This is a genomic window from Aurantivibrio infirmus (assembly GCF_054767315.1).
Window position 1 is genome coordinate 105,952 of sequence record NZ_BAAFSK010000008.1, and the last position, 21,886, is coordinate 127,837.

At 41.8% G+C, this 21,886-nt stretch carries 21 protein-coding genes and 1 tRNA gene; 14 read left to right on the top strand and 8 right to left on the bottom strand.

The genetic code is table 11. From position 1 onward, the window contains the following. Positions 1-4: 4 nt before the first annotated feature. The gene (locus ACYUCY_RS17015; RefSeq protein ID WP_460227729.1) at positions 5-778 is read left to right on the top strand and encodes a methyltransferase domain-containing protein; all 774 of its coding nucleotides are present in this window, start codon (positions 5-7) and stop codon (positions 776-778) included. A 20-nt stretch (positions 779-798) separates the two neighbouring features. Here the strand turns inward: ACYUCY_RS17015 and ACYUCY_RS17020 are convergent, their stop codons facing one another. Both ACYUCY_RS17020 and ACYUCY_RS17025 read right to left on the bottom strand, forming a co-directional pair. Continuing rightward, positions 799-1,506 (bottom strand): J domain-containing protein, encoded by a 708-nt coding sequence (locus tag ACYUCY_RS17020; protein ID WP_460227730.1) that lies wholly within the window; start codon positions 1,504-1,506, stop codon positions 799-801. A gap of 11 nt (positions 1,507-1,517) precedes the next feature. Next, the gene (locus tag ACYUCY_RS17025) at positions 1,518-3,497 is read right to left on the bottom strand and encodes a sensor domain-containing diguanylate cyclase (RefSeq protein WP_460227731.1); all 1,980 of its coding nucleotides are present in this window, start codon (positions 3,495-3,497) and stop codon (positions 1,518-1,520) included. Positions 3,498-4,983: 1,486 nt separating this feature from the next. Here ACYUCY_RS17025 and ACYUCY_RS17030 point away from each other — a divergent pair. From ACYUCY_RS17030 to ACYUCY_RS17045, 4 genes are all read left to right on the top strand, one after another. Then, positions 4,984-6,447, top strand: coding sequence for a GAT domain-containing protein (locus tag ACYUCY_RS17030; RefSeq protein ID WP_460227732.1), 1,464 nt, complete (start codon positions 4,984-4,986; stop codon positions 6,445-6,447). Beyond that, complete coding sequence (locus ACYUCY_RS17035; protein WP_460227733.1) at positions 6,444-7,091, top strand: VWA domain-containing protein; 648 nt, start codon at positions 6,444-6,446, stop codon at positions 7,089-7,091. Before ACYUCY_RS17030 ends, ACYUCY_RS17035 begins: the two co-directional genes overlap by 4 nt. Positions 7,092-7,438: 347 nt before the next feature. After that, on the top strand, positions 7,439-8,065 hold the full coding sequence (locus ACYUCY_RS17040; protein ID WP_460227734.1) for a TetR/AcrR family transcriptional regulator: 627 nt from the start codon (positions 7,439-7,441) through the stop codon (positions 8,063-8,065). 86 nt (positions 8,066-8,151) lie between these two features. Then, positions 8,152-8,763 (top strand): DUF4823 domain-containing protein, encoded by a 612-nt coding sequence (locus tag ACYUCY_RS17045; protein ID WP_460227735.1) that lies wholly within the window; start codon positions 8,152-8,154, stop codon positions 8,761-8,763. Positions 8,764-8,820: 57 nt separating this feature from the next. On the opposite strand, the gene tusB is transcribed toward ACYUCY_RS17045, so the two are convergent. The 6 genes from tusB to rne all read right to left on the bottom strand — a co-directional run bounded on the left by tusB (position 8,821) and on the right by rne (position 13,955). Beyond that, the gene (gene tusB, locus ACYUCY_RS17050; protein WP_460227736.1) at positions 8,821-9,126 is read right to left on the bottom strand and encodes a sulfurtransferase complex subunit TusB; all 306 of its coding nucleotides are present in this window, start codon (positions 9,124-9,126) and stop codon (positions 8,821-8,823) included. 1 nt (position 9,127) lies between these two features. Then, on the bottom strand, positions 9,128-9,454 hold the full coding sequence (locus ACYUCY_RS17055; protein ID WP_460227737.1) for a hypothetical protein: 327 nt from the start codon (positions 9,452-9,454) through the stop codon (positions 9,128-9,130). Position 9,455: 1 nt separating this feature from the next. Beyond that, positions 9,456-9,833, bottom strand: coding sequence for a sulfurtransferase complex subunit TusD (tusD, locus tag ACYUCY_RS17060; protein ID WP_460227738.1), 378 nt, complete (start codon positions 9,831-9,833; stop codon positions 9,456-9,458). 81 nt (positions 9,834-9,914) lie between these two features. Further along, entirely contained in the window at positions 9,915-10,577 is a 663-nt protein-coding gene (locus tag ACYUCY_RS17065; RefSeq protein ID WP_460227739.1) for a Bax inhibitor-1/YccA family protein, read from the bottom strand. A 265-nt stretch (positions 10,578-10,842) separates the two neighbouring features. Next, a tRNA-Ser gene (locus ACYUCY_RS17070) sits at positions 10,843-10,930 on the bottom strand. A gap of 106 nt (positions 10,931-11,036) precedes the next feature. Further along, positions 11,037-13,955 (bottom strand): ribonuclease E, encoded by a 2,919-nt coding sequence (rne, locus tag ACYUCY_RS17075; protein ID WP_460227740.1) that lies wholly within the window; start codon positions 13,953-13,955, stop codon positions 11,037-11,039. A 921-nt stretch (positions 13,956-14,876) separates the two neighbouring features. Here rne and rluC point away from each other — a divergent pair. The 9 genes from rluC to fabF all read left to right on the top strand — a co-directional run bounded on the left by rluC (position 14,877) and on the right by fabF (position 21,835). Then, positions 14,877-15,854 carry a 23S rRNA pseudouridine(955/2504/2580) synthase RluC gene (gene rluC, locus ACYUCY_RS17080; protein ID WP_460227741.1) on the top strand — a complete coding sequence of 326 codons (978 nt, stop codon included), beginning with the start codon at positions 14,877-14,879 and terminating at the stop codon, positions 15,852-15,854. A 1-nt stretch (position 15,855) separates the two neighbouring features. Beyond that, positions 15,856-16,491, top strand: coding sequence for an HAD family hydrolase (locus ACYUCY_RS17085; protein ID WP_460227742.1), 636 nt, complete (start codon positions 15,856-15,858; stop codon positions 16,489-16,491). 149 nt (positions 16,492-16,640) lie between these two features. Further along, positions 16,641-17,180, top strand: a complete 540-nt coding sequence (locus ACYUCY_RS17090; protein WP_460227743.1) for a YceD family protein — start codon at positions 16,641-16,643, stop codon at positions 17,178-17,180. Positions 17,181-17,264: 84 nt separating this feature from the next. Then, positions 17,265-17,444: a 50S ribosomal protein L32 gene (rpmF, locus tag ACYUCY_RS17095; protein ID WP_460227744.1), complete on the top strand. Its 180-nt coding sequence runs from the start codon at positions 17,265-17,267 to the stop codon at positions 17,442-17,444. 2 nt (positions 17,445-17,446) lie between these two features. Next, positions 17,447-18,463, top strand: a complete 1,017-nt coding sequence (gene plsX, locus ACYUCY_RS17100; protein ID WP_460227745.1) for a phosphate acyltransferase PlsX — start codon at positions 17,447-17,449, stop codon at positions 18,461-18,463. A gap of 32 nt (positions 18,464-18,495) precedes the next feature. Next, positions 18,496-18,927 (top strand): PaaI family thioesterase, encoded by a 432-nt coding sequence (locus tag ACYUCY_RS17105; RefSeq protein ID WP_460227746.1) that lies wholly within the window; start codon positions 18,496-18,498, stop codon positions 18,925-18,927. A 106-nt stretch (positions 18,928-19,033) separates the two neighbouring features. Next, positions 19,034-19,777, top strand: coding sequence for a 3-oxoacyl-ACP reductase FabG (gene fabG, locus ACYUCY_RS17110; protein WP_460227747.1), 744 nt, complete (start codon positions 19,034-19,036; stop codon positions 19,775-19,777). Between the two features lie 185 nt (positions 19,778-19,962). Beyond that, positions 19,963-20,199, top strand: a complete 237-nt coding sequence (gene acpP, locus ACYUCY_RS17115) for an acyl carrier protein (RefSeq protein ID WP_460227748.1) — start codon at positions 19,963-19,965, stop codon at positions 20,197-20,199. A 397-nt stretch (positions 20,200-20,596) separates the two neighbouring features. Further along, a complete protein-coding gene (fabF, locus tag ACYUCY_RS17120) occupies positions 20,597-21,835 on the top strand; it encodes a beta-ketoacyl-ACP synthase II (protein ID WP_460227749.1) in 1,239 nt (412 codons plus the stop codon). The last annotated feature ends 51 nt before the right edge of the window (positions 21,836-21,886 follow it).

Below are 21,886 nucleotides of genomic sequence, written 5' to 3' on the forward strand. Positions count from 1 at the left end.
GGCGATGAATGACAGGAATTTCGATGATTTGGTCTATCGTTTTGAAAAGAACGTTTACTCTGGGCTAAAAGGCGAGATACGATTAAGAATCCTACAGAGAGACCTTGAGGAGTTTGTTCCAGAAATCTTTAAAGAAGAACCCTTAAATATTTTGGATGCGGGTGGCGGTGGCGGACAGGTCGCTTGCTACCTGGCTAGCCGAGGACATAGGGTGATTTTATGTGATATTTCGGCTGCCATGTTGGAAAAGTCGAGACAATTAATTGCAGAAAAAAATCTTACTTCGTTAGTTGAAACCAAACATCAAAGTATCCAATCTTACTGTGAAGAATCGCGAGATGCATTCGACGTAATTACTTGTCATGCCGTATTAGAGTGGACGGAGCAGCCTCAGGAAATATTAACCGCGTTGTTGGGTCGCCTAAAAACAGGCGGCGCCATGTCACTCAGCTACTATAATATACACGGTTTGGTTTTTAAGAACTTACTTCGTACAAATTACAAAAAGTTACGAAATAAAACTTGGGCTGGCCGTAAGGGCAGTTTAACGCCTCCATCGCCACTAGATCCCGTTGTGGTAAATAAGTGGCTATCCGCATTACCAGTCGAAAATGTTTGTGAGAGTGGAATTCGTGTGTTTCAAGATTACGTGTTTGACGTAGAGAATCGGTCTAGAGATAGTGAAAGCCTAATCGAGATGGAACTGGAGTATTCGCGACTTGAACCGTATAAATATTTAGGGCGTTATATACATGTATTGAGTCGCAAAGTTGGTTAGTTGGCTTTCAAATAGGCGGCCTATCTGTTCAAAATATCTTTTGCCTGATTAACTTTCGCCGCTAAGTAAGTGCTGCCCCCGCGGTCTGGGTGTAATCGTTGTATAAGTTTTTTGTGTGCTATGTTTATTTCTTCCCGCGTTGCGGATTCATCCAAACCCAAAATTTCCAACGCTTCTTTTTTTGAAATCTCGGTTGGCGAATGTTCTTGATAGCTTTGATCGTGATTGTTCTCAGAGAATTTTGATCCAGTATTTTTTTGCTGGATATATGCGTGTAGTAGTAATAAAGATTCCTTATCTTCTCGCTTATAAAACTCGCTTAGCTGCCCGAAGTCGTCCTTTGTTAGCTCGTCAATACTCTTTCCTTTATGTAAACCTTCAATAATTTCTCCGTACAACAGCCCTTTAATTATTTGAACTTTTAGGTACTTAGTTCGTATTGTGGGAGAAAAATTTGGATTTCTGGCGGCCAGTTGGAATAGCAGAGGAGCGAATTTCTTTAATAAAAATAGGTTTCGCCAGATCAGCAAGGCCACACTGCCAATTGCACCGAGAACAATATTTAATTTTCCACTTGCAATCAATAGTAGAAGTAGACCAATAGCTAATAAGGAGCCGTAGTTTCTTAAAAATTGAGTTCGAAGGTTTTTTGGTGTTTTATTGTATTTGGCGAGAAATGCACTTAGTAAGAAAAATACGATGATGGCGAGAGCTATGCGAAGTACCACAATCGAACCTATTAAGCTTCTGCAAGATTTGCTGTAATGGATGCTAGGCCAACGTTATTGCGACCAGTATTTTTAACTTTGTAAAGCGCTTTATCGGTAGCACTGATCATTTCAATTGGATGGTGATGGGCATCAGGAACCATGCCGCTTACTCCAATGCTGATGGTCATTGAAATTTCCAAATCTAGATATTTTACTTGAGTATTTTTAACGAGCTGACGTAAGGTTTCAGCGGCCATCATGGCTTGGTCTGGTGGGGTGTTGGGGAGTAAGACTGCAAATTCTTCACCACCATAGCGGCAAACTAAATCATTTGAACGTTTGAAAAGATCTACTAGCCAGTCAGACATTTGACGTAAGCACTGATCGCCTGCGAGATGCCCATATTTATCGTTAATAATTTTAAAATGATCGATATCTAAAAGAATTAAGGAAAAAGGTTCTTTTTCTCTTCGAGATCGTTGCCATTCAACTTGGAATTGGTGATCAAAGTAGAGCCGATTATAGGTACCCGTTAGGCCATCAGTGATAGATAGCATTTTCAACTCACTATTAGTTTTTCTTAGCTCATTTTGAACCATTAATAGTTGCCGATTTTTTTCTTCTAGTATTTCGGTTTGTTTTTCAACTTCGAGAGAAAGTGATTCCGATTTCTTTGCGCTCTCTTCCAGAAGTATTGATAAGCGTTTGCTCTGAATTATGCAATGCATAAACATAAAAAATACCCAAGCATATTGGCTAACTGGATTGCCGCGTAAGACTTGTTGTTGAAATATTACATCTATCGAGAGGGCGACAAATAAAGGCAAGATACTCAGTAGTAGTAAAAATGAATTCGCTTTGCGATCGAGTACTGCGCGAGAAATGACATAGAGAATCCCAAATAATTGCAGCGCGGTGTAAAAGAAAATAAACCAAAGATATTTTGAAGTGAAATTGAAGTCGAAGGCGGCGATGGCAACACACAAGAGTCCCGCGAAGATAAAATTGGCTTTTAGCAGTGCTCGCCCTAGATAAAATTTGTCGTAGCTATATTGATAAAATTGAATTCCTAGGGGGCCTATTAACGCTAAGGCAATATATTCAATTTTATAATGTGCGGATTGAGTTAGTTGAAGCCAGTCACCAAACCCTATTTCCCATAAACTTGCTCGCGTCCAAAGATAGACGCTGCCGGCAAGCGCCCAAAGCCCTAGCCAAAGATTGCTCGGGCTTGAGTGAGATTGAAAATACATGCCGAATGCGTACAAGGCGATGCTAAAAATTACTGCGATGATTAAGCCTTGGCTGACTAATCGTTGATCTCGTAATTCACTAAGTTGGCCGACGGTGCCAATTTCTAGGTTGTTACATGTAGCACTACGTATTTCAGAAGGGTTTACATTGTGGATTAGTATGGAATGATTTTGGCCAGTCAGAGGCCCGATACTCGCTATCATTGGCTGAATTTTGGCGGAAATATAACCAGCTCCCACATTTGAAGACGTATTACCCGCAGAGATTATGGGTTCAAAAGTTGAAGCACCTAGATCATTGCTGATGATATAGATATCACTCGCACCACACTGCGGAGCAATAGATAGAGCGGTGTTCTTGTTGGTCTGTAAGCCAGTAATGCTGAGGAGGTAGCTCGTCGCCGCATGACTCACTCTTTTCCCAATAGGAGGGCGATCTGATGAGAGAGCGGGTATACCAGCTTGGTCGGAAGAATACTCTTTAGCAGGATAATCATCGAGTGAGCGAATCTTAGAAGCCTCTAGCAAGCCTGGAAAACTTCGCCATTGCCCTTGCAGGCTTACAGGTCCTTGTTCCTCGAAGTCCCAGCCTTCGAGACTAAGTCTCCCTTCTTCGATAGGAAGCAGTGTTGCGCTGGGGGAGGTAAGCCCTAACCCCAATAATAGAACGATAGCGGACGCAATGAGCAGCCAGTTGCTATGTAGCCATTTCCCAGTCTGGCTTGATTGAATTCGAGCTAAGTGTCGATCCGACATGACGAGTAATCCTAAGTCGTTCCCAATTCGCCATATCCATGATCAAAGATCAGCGAAAACATCTCCGATCCGCTGATGCTCATAAAATGCGCGGTGGATGTGATTTTTATTGTCGATGTGTAAATAATTGGCTGGAAACGAGTTGGACTGCAATAAATAATTTCGCCGATGAATAATAAGCAGGCTAGATTTATAGTTTTATATGAATCCCAAGACCGAGACCGAGCCCCCCAGAGGCTCAAAAATGGTGTCATGAAAAGTAATTTCATTCAAGTCAATTAACGACCAGTGGCTAACAATTTCCAAATAATGCTTAGAACTGTGACAGGAATATTAATCAAAAAATGGGTAGGGTAAATTCGCGGATTCGAGTTAAAAAATTGTTATCAGCTAATTTTAAATCTACAGCGATTCTCTTTGCTCTATAGCACTGGTTTTACTATTCAACTTTGATCAAATTTTTTAGAAGAAATATGTCTGAAAATTAGCGCGAGCATGTGCTTCGTCAATAGCCCCCGATATTAATAAGAGTCTTCGAATGAAAGGACCTACACACAAAGCGAAAGCTAACTTTAGGACACCGCAAATAGCGAGTTAAATTTTAAATCCCTATACCTTGCGAATAATTAAGCGTAAAACAATCCAACTACTTAGAATTTACGAGCGTGTTCGTTTTGTCAGGGCCTTGGGCAATTCTCGCAAATATTATTTTTCGTTATCTAAGCAGGTTCGTAGAACCAATTTAATTTGTTTGATCTTATTGGAAAATTAACGGCACTAAAAAATCGAATTGACTCGCTGACGAACTAAGGTTTAGTGACTTTTAAATGTATAAGCGTACACTAACAGCCCCTAGCTGAATCGCCGGTAAGCCGAGCACGACGATTGAAACGCTAGTCTAGTAAGCTTTCGAAACTGTCTTGGGTAAACGCAGACAAAAAAAACCCGACGATCTGGGGGGAGAGCATCGGGTCAAGACCATTAGGAGTGAAACATTGAGGACATCGTCCTCAATTCTTGGATCATTTTCATGATCCGCTGGTGTCTACGCAAACTTGGGGGAGGGATTCGAGACACCAGTTAATTCTAAGTATTGACCAATTTGTAGAGAGTGCCAGTTATGTAGATTAGATTTTTAAACCGTTTGGCAATAGTGACGCCGATATACTGGCGATAACGGCATATCGTGTGGATAATCAGCCTGATTTTGATCCTTTGAAAGGTCAATATTCGTTGGTTAGTGGGTGCTCATCGATATTACTCCCCGAATATGTCCCGAGTGGTATCTCCGATCCTAGACAGCGTGGGGTGAAATTCATATGCTGCCGCCAAGCGTGAGATTTCGCACATCTAATTCTTTTGCGTTCTGCTAAAGTTGCGCGTTATTTGTTCAGTACGCTAATTTTGTCCAGCAGAAAGAAGTCAAACGTATTTCATCCAGTTTTCAATCTACCGACTAGCTATCTATTGAAAAGGATCAAGCATTATGGGAAGTATCTTAGAACAACTATCAGATCCCAAAAATTGGATGGTCACAGTTGGTCTTGTCATTGCTGGAATTATTGTTCTTTATATTGCCCGGGCAAGTGCGCACGGTGTAATCGAAAGTTTTTTTCGATTGTTAACCTCAGCACTTAGATTAAGCGCTCGGTCACTTTCTTTGAGTGAAGTGAAATTAAAAGCGCGGAATCGCGAAGTTCTAATTGCTCTCGGAATGGACCAAGCAGAACGAGAGTTAAATCGAGAATTTTTTAGAATTAATAAATTTGTTGAGCGCGATCTCGGCGGATATCCAAAATTACAAAGAAAAATTCAAGAACAAATTACTCAGATAAACGAAGACTACCAAGAAAGCGGAGAAGTCCCACCACCATCGCCCGAGTGGGTGAACGCAGTAGAGTCAGTATCACAACTACAGATAAAAGAAAAAAATAATACTCTGGTCGATAAAATATTCCAGGCGGTTGAAGAGCAGCAGTACGATGTAATGAAAACTTACCGGCAAAGTATTGCGGAGCGACATTCGATATTGAAAAAAATGGCGCCGTATTGGAGGAAGTTATCAAATAGTACAGACCAAGTGGGAACTCACTTGGGGGAGTTAATGAAGCGAACCCAAAATGTCGACCAGCAAATGGAAAAGTACGAAGAAATATCTAGTCGAACAGATAAAGCTGAAAGAATGTTAAAAGCTTCGGCGATTACGCAATTTAGTATCGCGCTAATAGTTGTCTGTATCGCAATGGCAGGCGCATTTTTTAATTTTCACTTAATTGCGTTCCCAATGTCTGAAATGGTGGATGGCAGCAATCGCATTGCAGGGTTCAGAGTTTCTGATATCGCAGCTATGGTTCTCATTTTTGTTGAAATTACCATGGGAATTTTCTTGTTAGAAGCTTTGCATGTCACTCGCTTGTTTCCAATAATTGGCGCTATGGAAGATCGAATGCGCGTGCGTGGTATTTGGTTCGTTGGCATTATTTTGCTCTCCATGGCCTGTATGGAGTCTGGGCTAGCATTTATGCGAGACTATTTAGCGGCGGAACAAAGAGTCATAGATTCGAGTCTAGTCGACAGTCTTAACGTGGCGGAAGGAGCTTCTTGGATTACCCTTCTCGTTAATATGGGTATGGGTTTTGTTTTACCCTTGGCGCTAATGGTGGTCGCAATACCTTTGGAATATCTTTTTAATACGGGCAGAACTGTAGTCGGTATGATATTGGAACTACTCTTAAGGGTATTGGCCGTGACCTTGCGAATACTATCGAATATTTGCCGAAATGCTGGTAGGTTAGTCACCCACCTTTACGACATCATAATTATGTTTCCTTTATGGATTGAATCGTTAATTCGAAAACCGTCCGATGATGTCGCGAGACCTTTCGAGGTGGTGAAGTCTCAACAAGAAAATTTGGAATCAGAAATATTTTCTAAAGAGGCGGTAAAATGAAAAAATATTTCTTATTTTTAATGAGTTTTTTGCTTATTTCCTGTGAATTAGGAGATGGAAATCAGAACTACAAACGCGGTGTATTTTTACTTCTTGATACGTCTGGGACTTACACAGAGGAGTTGGAAAATGTGAAGTCGGTAGTGAATCGATTGCTCGTGAACTTGGAAGCCGACGACACATTTTTTGTCGCGAAAATTGATAGCGACAGTTTTAGCGAGAAAGATATAGTTGCGAAAATTACTCTTGACTCGAGACCCTCTGTAGCAAACCGACAAAAAAGGGAGTTCGCTGCGACTATCGATAAATTTATTTCTGAAGTGAAGAGCAGTGAATTTACTGATATATCGGGCGGTCTACTCCAAGCAATTGATTATTTAAATGAAGCTGGCGTGGGTAGTAAGTTTATTTATATTTTTTCGGATTTGAAAGAAGATTTACCAGAAGAGTTCAAGCGAGATTTTGCTTTGCCATTAGATGGCTTTTCAGTTAAGGCGCTCAATGTTACTAAGCTTCGCTCTGATAACCTTGATCCAACCGAATACTTGGCACGAGTAGAGGCATGGCAAAAACGGGTTAAGGATGGTGGAGGCGTCTGGGGTGTAATCAACGATTTTGATAGGCCTGATGCACTAGAATTCTAAAAACCATTCATTTAAAGCTCGAGTTTAGAAGCTAAGTTAGACGTTCACACCTGGGTGATTTAAGCCTGCTATGACCCGTTCGTCTCCTAGGTCATTGATCATTTATGCGCCAAGTGGTAAGTTTCCGTACCATAATCAGGCAATTGGTCATTTTTTAGTTGTTTTTGTTTTTGTATTTAGAGTAACTAACTGATTTTGTTGTCTTTTGTGCTTAATACTCAAAATTAGCCCGTATAGTCAAAAATCCGGTAGAACTTGTAAATAGCGACTAGAATGTACGTATTATTCTATAACCGCGTTTGATTGTCGTAAAAGAATGCAAATCTCTATCATTCAAGAGGCAAAAAATGGAAAAAACACAGCGTAAGATTGAAAAGTTTAAGCAGCGTGAGCAGAAAATATTAGATGCCGCTTTAGAGCTTTTATTGGAGCATGGAGAAGAAACTGTAACTGTTGAGCAGATCGCAAACCATGTAGATATCGGAAAAGGGACGATCTACAAACATTTCACTTCTAAGATCGAGATCTATATGAAGTTGCTGTTTAACTACGAACAGCAGCTAGCAGAGCGCCTAAAAGCAGCGATTTCTAAGGCAGAACAAGGCGATGTGGCAGCGCCAGCACGCGCTTATTTTGAGTCGAGAATGTCCAATCCGGTGAAGGACCGCCTGTTTCAGCGTTTAGAAGAAAAGATCATCAGTTTAAAGCAAGCGCCAGAGCTGATTGCGGAATTACATAAGATGCGTGATGACATCATTGAAACGCAAAATGATATTTTCAATAGACGCATCCAAGAAGGGCTGCTGCAAGATGTTCCACCATATTATTACTACTACACATACTGGGCACTGACTCAGGGTGCCGTAGAGCTATTTCACTCCAAGGCGTTTTCGAAAGTTGACGAAAACAAAGAAGGCCTGATGAAGTTCATCATGGATGTTGGCGTGCACATGGGTAATAAAAAGCTCCCATAGCCGAAGTTAGTCAAGGCCCTATCTCATACCCCCCTAATACTAAACTCTTCCAACCTGCTGCCGATAGCAGGTTTAGGAGATGTTTAATGACTCACAACACCTTATTTGGAATTACGCTTTTTCTCTTTGTCGCGAGTGGCTGTACTTATCAATACGCCCAGGAAGCGACGCATTCTCTTGCTAAGCAGGCTGGCTTTAGCCAAAGCAGTTATATTGAGCGCAGTAGAAACATCGCATTCGATTCGAAAAATTCATTTCACATTACTGGGATCGCTAATGACTCCGAATTAAAGGAGTTTCCCGAAATAGCGGAAAAGTTAGATGATGCGCTGTCTCGTTATGCTCAAGCAGTATCTGTTGAAGATCAGCCGGGTAGATTTGAAGACTCTATGGCTTATGCGCGCAGTAACAGTATTGATTTTCTGATTGTTCTGAAATTGATTGAGTTCCATAGCGGTGTATCGAGCATTATTGAAATTGATCAGCGTTTTCGTGACAAACGATCTTTCGGCTTTGATCGCATAAAAATGCAAATTCAAATTTGGGATGTCAATGAAGAAAATATTATTGACTCAACATATATCTCTAGTAAAACACCATTCTTTCAGTTTACTCGCTTTGATGCAGTAGATTTACTCAGTACGATGTTCGACGACTATAGCCAAACCTTGTTCCACTATCAGTCTGCAGCAAACTGATACGACGTAGAAAAATAGCAACTCTGAATTCTTCTCTCGCAATAAAGAATAAAGAAGTTAATACCAGCTTTGACAGGTACCGCTATTTGCCGCAAGTTCGACGAATACAGCATAGTTTATAACTGTAATCTCATCGTGAAGTGAATGTGTAAGTTTTCTTGCGTTGACATGATCTTGTAATACATAAAATTCGATATTTAATTTAGAATTTGAAACCAAGGTTTCAAATAGATCCGTATCTTTTTTTGCAAGTTCTACTGCATCTCCCAATAAAATTACTTTATCCCCGTCTTCAAGCACCGAACAACACTGAATAAATAGTTTGTTAGCCTGCGAAGATTTATTTATCGTATGTAATATCATTTCAAAAGCTCAAAATTTTATTGGCTGTATGTAGCAGGGAAGCTGTTTCTGTATCTGAAAGCGAAGTAATGGAAAGCCCTGAGTCTAAATAATTTTGTTCTGTGTTATTTGGCGCGAGCTGGCTGGCATACACTTTGTTCAAGCCTAACTCCGTGAGTTGAATAAACTTTTCTTTGAAAGCTGGTTGTTCGAGTTGTTCGATGCCCGCGCCAATAAATAACACGCAGGGATCTTGATCAAAAAGAACGGCGGTCATGACCGCATCTATAGCTTCTAGGGCGAGTGGTTTTTGCGGGGCTTGCGAGAGTACGAAAAGCAGTGGTTCCATTTTAATTCCCAAAGCTGATGATGCGATCGGAATGAATACTGGCGTCGATCAATTGGCCGAGTCCGCCAATTTGAAAGCCTGGCATTAATACTTTTTCTCTTGCTAGCGAGTCTGAATCGGCTTCTAAGGCCGCTTGAGTGACGCCGTGTTTGTCCGCAGAGGCTACACAAACGATCGCGTCAATATCGTTTGCCGTAATTAATTCTTGCCAGCGAAGCGATAGTGGTGAAACGTTAGCAGCATTCAGGACACCTTCCGAGAAGAAAAACAAACGATAAATACTATGGCCTTGGGAGATAATCGTTTGCGCGAAACGAAACCCTGTTTCAGATTTTTCGCTATCCAAAGGTGAGCAATATATCGCTATTGTGAATTTCATCGTAAGGATTGTTTGAAGTAAAAAACAAAAAGCCCCGCAAAAGCGAGGCTAAAAATTGTTGAATCAGTATTTTACGATGATCTAATCGTTAGTAAAACTTAAAATTAGGTGTAGCAAGCTGGTGAAAACATTGTACAGGGCAACGAATAGCATAACTGTCGCTGTAATGTAATTAGTTTCTCCACCGTGAATAATTTTGCTTGTGTACCAAGCGATCACGCCAGAAGATAGCAGTAAAAACATGCTACTAACCGCTAAAGACAGACCTTGTACTTGGAAAAAGACGTTTGCAATACCAGCGACGAAAGCCACCAATAAGCCAGTCATTAAAAACCCACCCATGAATGAAAGATCTTTGCGGCTAACCAATACATAACCCGACAAGCCGAAAAATATAACGGCGGTACCGCCAAGAGCCATAAGGATTGGTTGCATTCCTGCGCTAGCAGCTACCAAGCTTAAAACCGGGCCGATTGTGAAACCAAGCCAGCCGGTTAAAGCGAAGACCCAAAAAATACCCATTACGCTATTTTTCGTTTTCTCAACCATCCATAAACAGATGAAATAAGGTAGCAACATCCAGAGTCCCATGAATGGGGCGCCAATTACGGCTGATATCCATGCAGTCAGCGCGCTAAAAGCAAATGTGGCAGAAAGAAGGATGTACGTATTACGTAGAACCTTGCTAATTTCAAGGGATCTAACACCACCCGTAGCTTGTGATTCTGAGTAAAGTTCCTGCATTGCTATTTTCTCCGGTATGTATCAAATAAAAAGTATCAAACAGTGTGTAACAACTATCAGCAAAATTGATTTCGCCCATCATACAAAGCTCCCACCCAAAATCAAGTGAATTGAGAGGCGCTAGGTCGAGAGGTGAATTGTTAAGGGTTAGATGGGGTTTAAGTGATTTGGTTTCAATGGTGTAACAAAGAAAATAGTTTTACTAACCCGACAAAATGTATGGTTGTTTGAGAGTAAGGGAGGGTTATTTAATTGCAGGGTTAAATGGCGGTGGGGCAGGGATTCGAACCCTGGGAGCTATTACACTCAACGGTTTTCAAGACCGCCGCTTTCGGCCACTCAGCCACCCCACCGGAAGAGGCGCAGATTATACAGCGCTTAACTAGACTAGCAAGCGCTGAAATCCAACTTATTTTGAACAAATTTTCTCTTTTAGATCAAAGCAAAATTGTTTTTTATTTAACCAGTTTGTTGCGGGTTTTGATCGATGTCTTTGGTCTCCATAGAGACATTTTGCCCAGTTGATTTAGCTTTGTTAGCACGAGGATCATTGCTTGGTCGAGTAATTTCTCGAGGCTTATGTTCCACAGCCGCTAGCGTAGATGTATCCAAAGGTTTCCCCGTTTGAAGCGGTCTCGCTTCAGTAACTATCTTGATCGCCTGGACTGGCTTTGGATTGCTGCGAGGATCATTTGAAGCGCGCACGCCGGATGAAGCGGTTTGTCTGACGTCGCGTTCTTCGTTCACTTCCTGAGTAAGGTCTGCGTTTGAGGCAACTTCATTTTCCTGTGTAATGGAATTGCTATCGGGTTCTGATTGTTTTAACGCTGAATGAATAGCTTCTTTCGTCTCGACAATTTGTTCGATTTCAGAAGCGCTGATGACGGTTTCGTTAACAATAGCCTGCGAGTCTTCTTCAACTGGGCTCGAGATTTCGTTAGTACTATCAGCTACACCCTCTACTTCCGGTGTTGCTACCGCCGCAGCAATATTTTCCGATTCGGTCTGGGTCTCGATATTAACTTCTCTCGCGACGGGAGAAATTTCGGGACTTTGTTCAACGTTAGTTGCTTCAGTGCTTGTAACTTCAGAGTTTGTCAGTTCAGGCTTTGTTGCTTCGGAGTTCTTAGCTGTTGGCTTTGAGTCCTGAGAAGCCGGCGATTTCTCTGGGGGGTCGTTAACGATCATGCTGTCTAGAATTGGATCGACTTCCTGAGTAACCGAAAGTGGTACCGTGTCGTTGGTTTTATTTTCAACGGGTGGTTTGTCGCCTTGTTTCGCTTGCGAATTGTCAGGTCGAGGTGCTTTGTTCTCCGACTGCTGACCTGTGTTTTCCGTTAGGTCTTCACGGCGTCCGCGACGACGAGGTTGTGAGCGACCTCGTTTTTCAGCAGGCCTTTTCGCTGGTCGATTCGCATTGTTATTTTCTTTGTTATTACTGTTGTTGGAATTATTAGAGCCGTTGTTGTTCGAGTTTTCACCAGAATTTGGTTGCTCATCTTTCGCATTGGCATTTTGTTGATTACGGCCGCCACGGTTGTCTTGACGATTTCTGTTGTCGTTTTGACGGTTTCGATTTCGGTTGCGGTTTCGATTTTGCGAGCGATTGTTGTTTCTGTTGCCATCGCGGTTGTTATTACGCCCGGATTGATTGGGTTTATTCTGACTCTTAGTTTTATTTTCCGGCTCTTTGTCAGAACTGAATAGCTCACTAAGTGATTTTAGTATTTTGCTTATCAACCCAGGTTCTTCAGGCTTGGCGCGAACTGGCGCAGGCTGCTCAGGTGCAACTTGTTGTACGGCTGGCCGTGATATTTTTTGCGGGCTTGCTGTAGGAGGCGTTTCTGGTTCAGAATCATCGGCCGCACCGGAAATTTTGTAACTTGTTTCTAAGGTGTCACTGTCATCATCACGCAATCGTTGGACTTCGAAATGAGGTGTGACCATGTCTTCTTTAGGAACAATAACCACGCGAATATTATTTCGATTCTCAATCATCGAAATGGTTTTTCGTTTTTCATTTAATAGATAAGTTGCGACGGAAACCGGTGTTAAAGCGCGAATTTCAGCACTACGATCTTTCTGCGCTTCTTCTTCGACGAGGCGAAGTATTGAAAGCGCAATAGATTTTGTTGATCGAATGGTGCCTTGCCCGCTACAACGAGGACAAACTTTAGAGGTTGTTTCACCTAAAGAGGGGCGTAGACGTTGCCTAGACATTTCTAATAGGCCGAATCGGGAGATTTTCCCAACCTGAACTCTGGCTCGGTCCATTTCGAGGGCGGCTTTAATTCTATTCTCAACTTCACGTTGGTTACGAGTTGCTTGCATATCAATGAAGTCGATTACGACTAAACCACCCATATCACGCAAGCGCAATTGTCGGGCAATCTCGTCAGCAGCTTCGAGATTGGTCTGCAAGGCAGTGTCTTCGATGTTCGCGCCTTTGGTCGCACGGGAGGAATTGATGTCGATTGAAATTAACGCTTCGGTGACGTCGATAACAATTGATCCGCCCGAGGGGAGTTTAACTTCGCGCTGGTAAGCAGTTTCGATTTGCCCTTCAATTTGGTAACGGTTGAAGAGGGGAACGTCGTCTGAATAGAGTTTTACTCGGTTTTTAAAGTCAGGCATGACCTGATGGATAAATGCCGATGCAAGGTTTAAGGCATCTTGCTGGTCAATCATGACTTCGCCAATGTCTTCGCGAAGATAATCACGAATAGCTCGAATCACGACATTGCTTTCTTGGAATAAGAAATGCGGTGGTTTCGAATTAGAGGCTTCTTTTTTAATTTCTTCCCAGATTCGAACCAGCCAATCTAAGTCATATTGCAATTCTTCGGTACTACGGCCAACGCCTGCGGTACGAATAATAGCTCCCATGCCGTTAGGTACTTTAATACCATTAAAGGCTTCTTTAAGCTCAGAGCGATCATCACCTTCGATTCTGCGAGATATGCCACCAGCTCGTGGGTTATTCGGCATTAAAACCAAATAACGGCCTGCAAGACTGGCGAAAGTGGTTAAGGCAGCGCCTTTATTGCCGCGTTCTTCTTTGTCGACCTGGACGATAACTTCCATGCCTTCCTTAATGACATCTTTAATCTTAAAGCGACCTTCGATGTCTTTAGGCTGTTTAACGAAGTATTCGCGAGAAATTTCTTTTAAGGGAAGGAAGCCGTGACGCTCAGCGCCGTAGTCGACAAATGCTGCTTCTAGGCTAGGTTCAACACGTGTGATTTTGCCAAGATAAATGTTGGCTTTTTTCTGTTCACGAGTTCTATTTTCGATATCAAGGTCGTAAAGCCATTGGCCGTCGACTAGGGCAACTCTCAATTCTTCGGGTTGAGTTGCATTTATTAACATTCTTTTCATGTGCTACTAATACTCTTGAGGCACAACTGAAAACAGAAAATAAAATAAATGTTAGGGCAATTGAATGCCAACTAGTCAAAAACAATTGAGAGAATTTTCAGGAGGGTGTGGACTTTAAGTATAAAAGCGGACTTCTGTGAAGTGAGAATCAATTAATTAGTATCAGCAATTTGATAAATTCGCAGTTATGTTGATGTGCGAAATTATCTGCTCTTATTCATAAAGCCGCGTTAATGCCTAGTATTCTAGCATTGGGCAGCCGACTCGCCCGTATACTGGGCTGTCTAAGAGCGATAGATTGATAACTTGATTCTTTCACTAAGCAATAATACCTTGCTCGCTTTTATTGAGTACTTTGGTCAATAAATCTAAATTACGAAAATAATATGAATAACTAAATTAGCTCGTAATTTGAATTTTATTTAAATCTGATAACCAGTCCAATTAAACTTCGATCAATTTTCGAATGGATCAAAGTGTTGTTTTGAAAATTTTCTTCGTTTTAAATTCTATTTAATTTTTCGTTTACGCTGTGCATTTTAAAATTACAGTTTGCTTAGACAATTTATAAATACAGCAAACCGGTGTGTTTAACTTTTCATGGGAAATCTACATTTGAAATTCCCTTGCATGTTACGCACTAGTTTGGGTTCTTAACTTCATCCAGTAAGTGTCAGGATCTATATTCAGTTGGGCCATTGTTATTCACAAAACCAGCCAAATTATAAACCTGTACCGGGAAGTCTAATTCGATGACTCAATGCATCTATCCAAAAAGTACGGGTAACAGCGCCGGTAACTATAGCAGCAAAAGCTAAGTTGTTCAATTTCAAGGATTTAGCGGGGTCAATCTAAAAACAAAGAGATCGCCTCGGTGCTGATTCGGCTGCTAAGGGATAGCCATGCTGTTATTATGCCGCGATGGAAACAACTAGCTCTTCAGTACAATTGGTCACGATAGATTCTGACCAAGATGGCCAAAGAATCGATAATTTTTTAATTGCGAGACTGAAAGGCGTTCCGAGATCCCGTATCTATCGAATCTTGCGCAAGGGAGAGGTTAGGGTTAACAAGGGTCGCATAAAGGCGGAGTATAAAGTTTGTGCAGGAGATATCGTAAGGATTCCGCCCATTCGGATGGCTCAGAGTGATACGAAACCTAAGCCATCGGAAAAATTACTCCTAACAATCGCAAATTCCATCATTTTCGAAAATGATGATTTAGTCGTCGTCAACAAAGCGTCTGGCATCGCTGTGCATGGTGGGAGCGGGATAAGCTTAGGGCTGATTGAATTGCTGCGTTTTCATTTTCAGAATCAGCGCCTAGAGCTGGTTCATCGTATTGATCGAGAGACCTCTGGTTGTGTCTTGATCGCGAAACGACGCAAAGTTCTAACCGAATTGCAGAATCAATTTAGAGAGAAAACCATTGAAAAGCATTATTTGGCATTGGTTTCCGGCAAGTGGCCAAATACAACACGCCAGATTGATGCTCCTTTATTAAAGAATCAATTAGAAAGCGGGGAAAGGATTGTAAAAATTAGTGGTGAAGGGAAAGCCTCTTTGACTGAATTTCGAGTGCTTAAGCGTTTTAAAAAAGCCACACTCGTCGATGCAAAACCAATAACTGGCCGAACCCATCAAATCAGAGTTCATTGCCGATTTGCTAAACATCCGATTATTGCAGATGAGAAATATGCCAATGAAGAAAGTGATAAAAACACCAAGTTATTAGCGATAAAGCGCTTGTTCCTACACGCAGCGACGCTTGAATTTACTTTACCTGGAGGTTCTGAACGCTTAAAAATAGAAGCGCCTCTTCCTGCAGATTTACAAAATGCTTTGGACCGTATCGAACTAAACGAAAACGCCTCGAAGCTTCACAATGGATTAACTTGAAATGCTTTACATCTTTGATTGGGATGGCACGTTGTGTGATTCTCTCGATAAAATTGTTGCCTGTACCTTGGCGGCGGCGGATGAGATTAATATCCAGCGGCCGAGTGAAGATGCTGTGCGAAATATTATTGGATTAAGCCTGCATAACGCCATTAGCCAAATTTTCCCTAATATCACTTCAAAACAACTCACGCTTTTGCTGGAGAGCTATTCGCGGCATTTCGTGTCAGATTCATTCACTAAAACAGAGTTTTATCCCGGTGTTGAACAAACTTTGGATCGACTACTGAACGATGGCCATCATTTGGCCATTGCGACGGGTAAGTCGCGAAAGGGCTTGGATCGGATATTAAAGGAAATGGGGTTGATAGAATTTTTTCACGGTAGCCGCTGCGCTGATGAGACCAGCTCCAAGCCTGATCCTCATATGCTCGAAGAGCTTTTGGAGGAGTTTAAGGTAGGGCCTGAACAGGCCGTAATGATAGGCGATACCGAATATGATATGGCGATGGCGCAACAGCTCGGGATGCCTCGAATAGCGGTAAGTTATGGCGCACACCATATCGATAGATTGAAGGTCTATGAGCCGGTACTTTGTGTTGATCAAATTGATGAGTTGTTGGTTTGGCAAAATTGAGGTGTTTATATAAATTATGGCAAAAAAGTCTATTAAAACCTTAAATTGGGCGATGAGAACCGCCATTTCGACGCATATCAAAGAAATTAGCCAAGAATCAACCAATTATCTTTGACAGCTAATAATCATCTCCCTATCATTGCGCCGCTATGTCTGGGCCCCCTAAAAACAACCGTATTCCTCGCTGGGTAGATCCTAAAAAGTTCGCTCAACAAGATGTTGTTTTAGAAGGTGATATTCCGCCAGACGCGATGCCTAGATTGGCCGAAGTGATCATCGATTTTGAATCCCCAATCTACGCTAAGCTTACATTTGAGCTTGATGAGAGCAGAAGGCGGATACTAACGGGAAGCTTGTCAGGTACTGTGAATGTTAAGTGCCAGCGTTGTTTAGAAGCTATGCCCCTGGCTATCAAAACCGATTTAAATTTAGCGGTGGTCATCAATGATGATCAAGCGAAGCAGCTGCCAAGGCAGCTTGAGCCTTGGCTAATCGATAAAGACGCCAGTGAAGTTGATTTGCATAGCGTGCTAGAAGACGAGCTTTTACTTTGTGTGCCTATGGTGGCTTACCACGAAGAGGCCTGTATAGAGAGTGCGTTATATTCGAGTCATTCGAATAGTGAAGAGATGCCAAGTAAAAAGCCTAGCCCTTTTGAAATGCTTGGCCAATTAAAGACAAAAAAATAGATTACTTAACGGTTATACATAGTGATCTACATCGAAACCAGTTTGTATTGAAATTTGTAAAAGATTTAATTTAAGGAGTCATTCATGGCCGTTCAGAAGTCCAAAAAAACTCGCTCTAAGCGTGGCATGCGCCGAGCTCACGATTCACTATCTGCTGCGACGTTATCTATCGATCCAACTAGTGGCGAAAAACATCTTCGTCACAACATTACTGCTGATGGTTTTTATCGCGGTAAGAAAGTCATTGAGACTAATGACGATTAGGTTTGTCTACCCCAATAAGAATTGCAATTGATACGATGGGTGGGGATCTTGGTCCTGACCCAATCGTTAGCGCCGCTTTACAACTTCTCGACTCCCTTTCTTCTATACATACCGTTCTTGTTGGTGATGAACAGCAAATCTCGCCATTACTAAAACCCCTCAAGCAAGAAACTTTAAATCGAATTGAGCTTGTTCATGCAAGTGACGTTGTTTCGATGTCTGATAAACCCTCGGTGGTGCTCAGGCACAAACAAAATTCCTCGATGTGGATTGCGCTTGATTTAGTGAAAGAGAAAAAAGTTGATGCTTGCGTTAGCGCTGGCAATACCGGTGCATTAATGGCGATGGGTAAATACTTGCTGAAAACATTTCCGGGTATTGAGCGACCCGCAATTTGTAAACCCGTGCCATCGAGCAAAGGACAATGTTATTTATTAGATTTGGGTGCGAATATAAATTGTACGGCGGAACAGCTGGTGCAATTTGCGTTCATGGGATCAGTACTAGCGATGGTTAGCGATTCAAATCCGAAGCCTAGTGTGGGTTTGTTAAATATTGGCGAAGAAAATATTAAGGGTATAGAGCAAGTGCGAGTTGCCGCCGATATATTAAACACAAGCGATCAAATAAATTACGCAGGATTTGTTGAAGGTAACGACATCTATACAGGTGATGTCGATGTTATTGTCTGCGACGGATTCGTTGGCAATATTGCATTAAAAGTCAGCGAAGGCGCGGCGAAATTTCTAGCGGAAAATATTAAGGCAGCATTTACAAAAAGTTGGTATGGGAGACTGGCGGGTTTATTTGCGTACCCCGTCGTTTCTAGCTGGCGAGAAAAATATAATCCTGTTCGCCATAACGGCGCTTGTTTTTTGGGCTTGCAAGGAACCGTGATCAAAAGCCATGGTGGAACTGATGCCTTAGGCTTTTACCATGCTTTGTTAATGGCCGTAAATCATGTCAAGAATCAAATTCCGGAAAAAATCAATTTACAATTCGAAGAGTTGTTTGTTTAATTTTGGACGGCTAATTTTAATAAAGAGTATTTATGAGTGAAGCTAATATTCCCAGTGACTATGTCCCGCTAAATCGAGAGAGCCCTTACATACAGATGATAGGGCCAGTTCATCAGATAGTTAAAGATGACGGATTTCAATTGGGATTGCGTGTACAGAAAAAGCATTGTAACGTGCGAGGCAATTTGCACGGTGGGGTAATCAGTGGTCTTGCAGATACCGCTATGGGATATAATCTCGCATATTCTGAATCGCCAACGATTTCTTCGGTTACAGTAAATTTGTCTGTCGACTATATCGGACGGGTTTGTGAAGGCGACTGGTTGGAAGCACATACAGAGATCCAAAAAAAGGGCAAGAGGATCGCATTTTTAGTTTGTTCGCTTTATGTTGGTGCAAATTTAGTGGCGCGTTCGAATGCGGTTTTTAATATTTTAACGAAAAACATTCAGCAATCCTTTTAGAGCTAATGAAAAATCAGGTGTTTTTCAGAAAGATTTTTTATTTAATCGGATTGATGAGAAAAAATGAATCATCCTCCAAATTTATAAACCTTTGAGAACCATGATCATGGATTTACAAGATAAAATTGTTGTAGTTACAGGTGCAAGCCGAGGAATTGGCGCAGCGATTGCAGATCAACTTGGATTGGCGGGTGCAAAAGTAATTGGAACCGCAACCACTCAAAGTGGTGCAGATAAAATATCTCAGCGTTTTACTGAAAAAAATATTAGTGGTGTTGGTAAGTGTTTGAATGTTGTAGAACCTTCGGCTATCGATACGTTTATAAAAGATGTTCAGACGGAATTTGGTGCACCACAAATATTGGTTAATAATGCTGGAATAACCCGAGACAATCTTCTTATGCGTATGAGCGAAGAGGAGTGGGGTGATGTTATTGATACCAACTTAAACGCGATTTTTAAACTGAGCAAGGCATGCTTAAGAGGGATGATGAAGGCGCGATGGGGGCGAGTAATCAATATTAGCTCCGTGGTCGGATCAATGGGGAATGCGGGCCAAACTAACTACGCGGCGACTAAAGCCGGGATAGAGGGCTTTTCTAGAGCCTTGGCAAAAGAAGTTGGTTCAAGGGGGATTACAGTAAATGCCGTTGCGCCAGGTTTTATCGGTACGGATATGACCCATGAACTGCCTGAAGCACAAAAAGAATTGATATTATCGCAGATCCCATTAGGCCGTTTAGGAGATCCAAAAGAAATCGCTAGTGTGGTTAGTTTCTTGGCAAGTGACGCTGGAGGCTATGTTAGTGGCGAGACTATTCATGTAAATGGTGGTATGTATATGTCGTAACTGTCTGATTTTTAAGTAAAAAATACCAAAGTTTCAAGTTTTTTGGTCAGATGCGTTACAACGGCATAAAAATAGATGTAAAATGCGCGCTCAAATTGGGCCGCCCTTCAATATAGTTTCAATTTGTATAATTTTAATACGAGGCGGTTTCGCCGGATTCTGTCGACTAGGAGTTGAAATACGTTATGAGCAGCATTGATGAACGAGTAAAAAAGATCGTTGCTGAGCAACTGGGTGTTAAAGAAGAAGATGTTAAGAATGAAGCGTCATTCGTTGAAGATCTTGGTGCTGATTCTTTAGACACGGTTGAGTTGGTAATGGCACTTGAAGAGGAATTCGAAACTGAAATTCCTGATGAAGAAGCAGAGAAAATCACCACTGTTCAACTCGCGATTGATTATATCAATAAGAATTTGGCGTAATTTTTAATTACCTAAATTCTATTGTTGCCAAAAAGCCGTATCTATCTTGAATAGTACGGCTTTTGCTTTTTGGTCTTTAATTAAATTATTTTTAATTTTGTAAAATTAAAAATAATGGCGCATATGTTCAGTTACCTTTGCTTAAAGCTCTGTAAAATGAGCTGAGTTTGTTTGGTGCTGCTTTAAAAATTTTAATAAAAATTGCTATCAAAGTTGTTGCCGAAGAAGATATCTGATACTTGTTTCTTTTTTATTTTTTTTGGGAAAATTCCGTTGGGAGTTTTCCAAAAGCTCGATAGCTTAGTTTTATATTTGGTTCATATTGAGGGCATAAAAAGACGCCCGTAAAGAATGGAAAAAAATACCAATATGTCGTGTAGATTCGTCGGAGGCTAACTTGTCAAAACGAAGGGTAGTAGTTACAGGCCTTGGAATGGTTTCTCCATTAGGTAACGATGTCCAGACTACTTGGGATGGCATTGTAAATGGCCGCAGTGGCGTTCTTCCAATTAGCAAATTTGATCCTTCAAAGTTTACTACGCACTTTAGCGCTTCGGTAAACGATCTGGATGTTGAAAAATACATTCCCCTTAAAGACGCCAAAAGAATGGATCCGTTCATTCAGTACGGTGTCGTTGCCGGCATTCAGGCAATGGAAGATTCCGGTTTAAGCATAACCCCAGAAAATGAAACCCGTATTGGCGCTGCTGTCGGAGCGGGTATCGGTGGTATAGGCTCGATCGAAGAGATGGCCCATGTCATTGAGAAAAGAGGGCCGCGGAAGCTGTCTCCGTTTTTTGTCCCGGGCGCGATAATCAATATGATCTCTGGGAATCTTTCAATTAAATACGGTTTTAAAGGCCCCAATATTGCCGTCGTTACTGCATGTACAACGGGTACACATAATATTGGTTTGGCAGCACGTATGATCCAATATGGTGAGGCAGATGCCATGCTAGCAGGTGGAGCGGAAATGGCTTGTACACTTGCAGGATTAGGAGGCTTCGCGGCTGCGAGAGCTCTGTCAACGCGTAACGATGATCCCCAATCCGCAAGTCGACCCTGGGACAAAGATCGAGATGGCTTTGTTTTAGGCGATGGCGCTGGCGTGTTGGTTTTGGAAGAGTATGAAGTGGCAAAAAAACGTGGTGCAAAAATCTACGCAGAACTTGTTGGCTTTGGTATGAGTGGTGACGCTTACCATATTACCTCGCCAGTTGAGACTGGAGATGGTGCTGCGTTATCAATGACCAACGCACTACGCGATGCGAACTTATCGGCGGACTCCATAGATTACGTCAATGCTCACGGGACATCGACCCAGCTGGGTGATTTGGCAGAGTGTAACGCGGTTAAAAGTGTCTTTGGTTCTAGTGTCGACAAGCTTGCGATAAGCTCAACCAAATCAATGATTGGGCATTTGCTAGGTGCTGCTGGTTCTGTAGAGGCGATTTTTAGTATTCTCGCGATTTGCGACAATGTTGCGCCGCCAACAATAAACCTCGATTCCCCTAGCGAAGGCTGTGATTTAAATTTCGTCGCAAATACCGCGCAAGAACGGGATATAAAGTTAAGTCTTTCAAATTCATTTGGGTTTGGTGGCACTAATGGCTCGTTAATTTTCAGCCGAGTATAGTGGTGTTTCCTAAAATTAACTTGGTTTGCCCTTTGAATAAAATCGACTTTT